We start from the raw sequence: 395 nt of genomic DNA on the forward strand, positions 1-395 counted from the left end.
AGATGGTCTCGGGCGCGATCGTCGCGGCCTTCGTCGCCGTGCCGCTGGCCGTGCTCTTCGCCGTCATGCTCGCACCGTTCGGCGCCGCCATCACCAAGACGGCACCCTGGATCTTCCTGGCCGCCGCGCTGCTCATCGCCTACTTCTCGGCCGGCCGCTGGGCCTCGGTGGCGCTGCTCGTTCCTTTCGTGGTGGTGATCATCGCGCTGCAGGCGCTCACCGCGAAATACGACGTGAAGCTCAGCATCAGCTACTTCCTCGGCATCGCCATCGGCCCGCTGATCGCCGACCTGTTCACCGTGATCGCGCCGGCCGGCCGCCAGCGCATGCTGCGCGATCAGGTGCGCCAGTTCAACCTGGCGCCGGACGTGAAGGGCTGGTCGGGCTACTTTCCG

The 395-nt window shown here is 68.1% G+C and carries 1 protein-coding gene; it reads left to right on the forward strand.

What is annotated here, in order from left to right:
• The coding region (locus tag GWE18_RS42165; RefSeq protein WP_275191341.1) for a hypothetical protein at positions 1-395 on the forward strand (395 nt) is incomplete at both ends.

Origin of the sequence: Bradyrhizobium sp. CSA112 (assembly GCF_029051645.1) — a bacterium.
Taxonomy (GTDB): domain Bacteria; phylum Pseudomonadota; class Alphaproteobacteria; order Rhizobiales; family Xanthobacteraceae; genus Bradyrhizobium.